The organism is Kaistella sp., assembly GCF_049588135.1.
Taxonomy (GTDB): Bacteria; Bacteroidota; Bacteroidia; order Flavobacteriales; family Weeksellaceae; genus Kaistella.
Map to the genome: position 1 here is coordinate 1 of NZ_JBAVFG010000081.1, position 2,908 is coordinate 2,908.

Genomic DNA, 2,908 nt, shown 5'->3' on the forward strand with positions numbered 1-2,908 from the left:
TGAAATTACATTTTCACCATTTTGAAGCGCTTTATTTGCCGAATCTAAAGTTTTCGCAACATCAGTTCCTCCTTTTACATTCTTTGTAATTTCTGCAATATCTTTATTAAGAGAATCAATTTTCCAACTCCCCGATTTCAAAGTGCTGTCGATTTTCTTGGTCTGTTTTTCAATTTGTGGAATGAGGACTTTTTTCGCAATTCCATCGGAATCATTGATTCTTTTTGAAATTGAATCTATTCTTTTTAAACCCTCATTGGCTTTCGTGAAGAGACTGTCGGCTCTTTTTATAGAATTGGTTGCGGCGGAAAACTCCTGTTTACTACAAGAATTTAAAAGACCGAAAAGAATGAATGCAGCAAATATTTTTTTCATAATGATTTTTAAATTTAAATCGGTGCAAGGTAATCAAATAGCATTCCTTAAAATATGGAAAGAGACTCTTAAAATAATTAAGAGTCTCTCTATCTGTGTTTTGCAAATTAATTTACAAAGACTTTACAATTTATTCCTGTTTAAATTCACTTATAAAATGCAATTTCACATTCGGGAATTTCTCCTGCGTCATGTGAATGGTGAACGAAGAATCCGCCAAAAATACAGGTCGTCCATATTTATCCTTACACATAAATCGCTGTTTCAGTCTTGCGAATTCTTTGAATTCATCAGACTTTTCATCGGCTTCAATCCAACATGCTTTGTGAATGGAAAGTGGTTCATACGTACATTTCGCACCATATTCATGTTCCAAACGGTATTGAATAACTTCGTATTGAAGCGCTCCGACCGTTCCGATAATTTTTCTGTTGTTCATGTCCAGCGTGAACAATTGCGCTACACCTTCGTCCATTAACTGGTCGATTCCTTTGGCTAACTGCTTGGCTTTTAGCGGATCATCATTATTAATATATCTGAAATGTTCCGGTGAAAAGTTTGGAATTCCTTTGAAACTCATTTTTTCGCCACCAGTCAAAGTATCACCAATTCTGAAATTTCCAGTATCGTGAAGTCCAACGATATCGCCTGGGAAACTTTCGTCAACCACTTCTTTTTTATCTGCGAAGAACGCATTCGGAGACGAGAATTTCATTTTCTTGTTTTCTCTTACTAAAAGATAATTTTCATTTCTCTTAAAAGTTCCTGAAACAATTTTCACAAAAGCCAAACGGTCACGGTGTTTCGGATCCATATTGGCGTGAATTTTAAAGATAAATCCGGTGAAATCTTTCTCTTCTGGTTTTACAATTCTGGTATCACTTTCTTTCGGTTGCGGATTTGGTGCAATCTCGATAAAAGCATCCAATAATTCGCGAACTCCAAAATTATTCAAAGCCGAACCAAAGAAAACCGGTTGTAAATTACCGTTCATATAATCTTCACGGTTAAATTCCGGATAAACTTCTTGAATCAATTCTAATTCTTCTCTTAAAGTTTCTGCCGCTTTTTCGCCAATAGCATCATCAATTTTTGAATCATTGATATCATCAAACTTAATGGCTTCACCAACTCGCTGTTTTTTCTCTTCTAAAAATAACTGAATATTATGTTCCCAAATATTATAAATCCCTTGAAACTCGCTTCCCATCCCAATTGGCAAAGAAAGCGGAACCACTGTTAAACCTAATTTCTGCTCCACTTCATCCAACAAATCGAAAGCGTCTTTTCCTTCACGATCTAATTTATTAATAAAAACAATCATCGGAATATTCCGCATTCTACAAACCTGAACCAATTTTTCGGTTTGTTCCTCAACTCCTTTTGCAACGTCTACAACCACGATTACAGAATCAACCGCCGTTAAAGTTCGGTAAGTGTCTTCTGCAAAATCCTTGTGGCCCGGCGTATCTAAAATATTGATTTTATGACCTTTATATTCAAATGCCAAAACGGAAGTCGCTACAGAAATCCCTCTCTGTCTTTCAATTTCCATGAAATCGGACGTCGCTCCTTTCTTAATTTTATTCGATTTTACAGCACCGGCTTCCTGAATTGCACCTCCAAAAAGCAAGAGCTTTTCCGTAAGTGTCGTTTTTCCGGCATCAGGGTGAGCGATAATTCCGAAGGTTTTTCTTTTTCCTATTTCTTTAAGTAGATCTGACATAATTATTTTTGAGACTGCAAAAATCGCTTTTTTTTATCGAAAATGAAAATGGAAACAATTTGTTTCTTTTGTAGGGTTTAAATTTTAACTGACAAATAATCATGTGGTCTTCGTCGGTATTTATTTAAAAATTTATCTTTGCGCAAATTAAAAATTCATGGAAGATAAACCGGTTTGGAAAAGATTCGTTTTTGATGGTAGAGGAGTTCTTGCTTTGGTGGGTGGATTTCTCGCCGGAAGTTTCGTGGTTGCAATTTTAAACGTATTCTCTGTTTTCGTTTTTAATGTCAACCTGCAATACCAGGATTATTATTTACTACTTGCGAATGCAGCTGGATTTTTATCTGCAATTTTCGCCTTTGATTACTTTGTCTGTCGACCAACGACTGGAAAAAAATTGAATTTCAGTTTCTCATCGACAAATTTAATGACCTATGTTTTGATCTTTCCAATGATGCTTGGAATGATGTTTATTGCCGAATTTATTACTTCACAAATTCCAACTACAGGACCGTTTTTTGGCGAATACTACGAATATTTCTCAAGATTAATGGATCAAATGACCAATGATAAAGCCACTTTGATTTTGCTCGCTGTTATTATGGCGCCATTATTTGAAGAAATTATTTTCCGTGGAATTATACAGAAAGGACTCATTAATAAAGGATTGAAACCCAAAACGGCTATTATCATTTCTGCGGTAATTTTCGGATTGGTTCATGGAAACCCCTGGCAATTTGTAGGTGCTGTTTTATTAGGAAGTGTTTTAGGTTTGGTTTATTATAAAACAAAATCGTTGCTTTTGCC

Annotated in this window: 3 protein-coding genes; 1 reads left to right on the plus strand and 2 read right to left on the minus strand. The window is 35.4% G+C overall.

From position 1 onward, the window contains the following. Together WBY99_RS04655 and WBY99_RS04660 are read right to left on the minus strand one after the other, a co-directional pair. Window positions 1-375: hypothetical protein (locus WBY99_RS04655; protein ID WP_423975170.1), on the minus strand; the 375-nt coding region annotated here is incomplete at its 3' end. 130 nt (window positions 376-505) lie between these two features. Next, a complete protein-coding gene (locus tag WBY99_RS04660) occupies window positions 506-2,101 on the minus strand; it encodes a peptide chain release factor 3 (protein WP_423975171.1) in 1,596 nt (531 codons plus the stop codon). 157 nt (window positions 2,102-2,258) lie between these two features. Between WBY99_RS04660 and WBY99_RS04665 the strand changes: the two genes are divergently transcribed. Beyond that, window positions 2,259-2,908, plus strand: a 650-nt coding sequence (locus tag WBY99_RS04665; protein ID WP_423975172.1) for a lysostaphin resistance A-like protein, incomplete at its 3' end; no start/stop codon positions are given.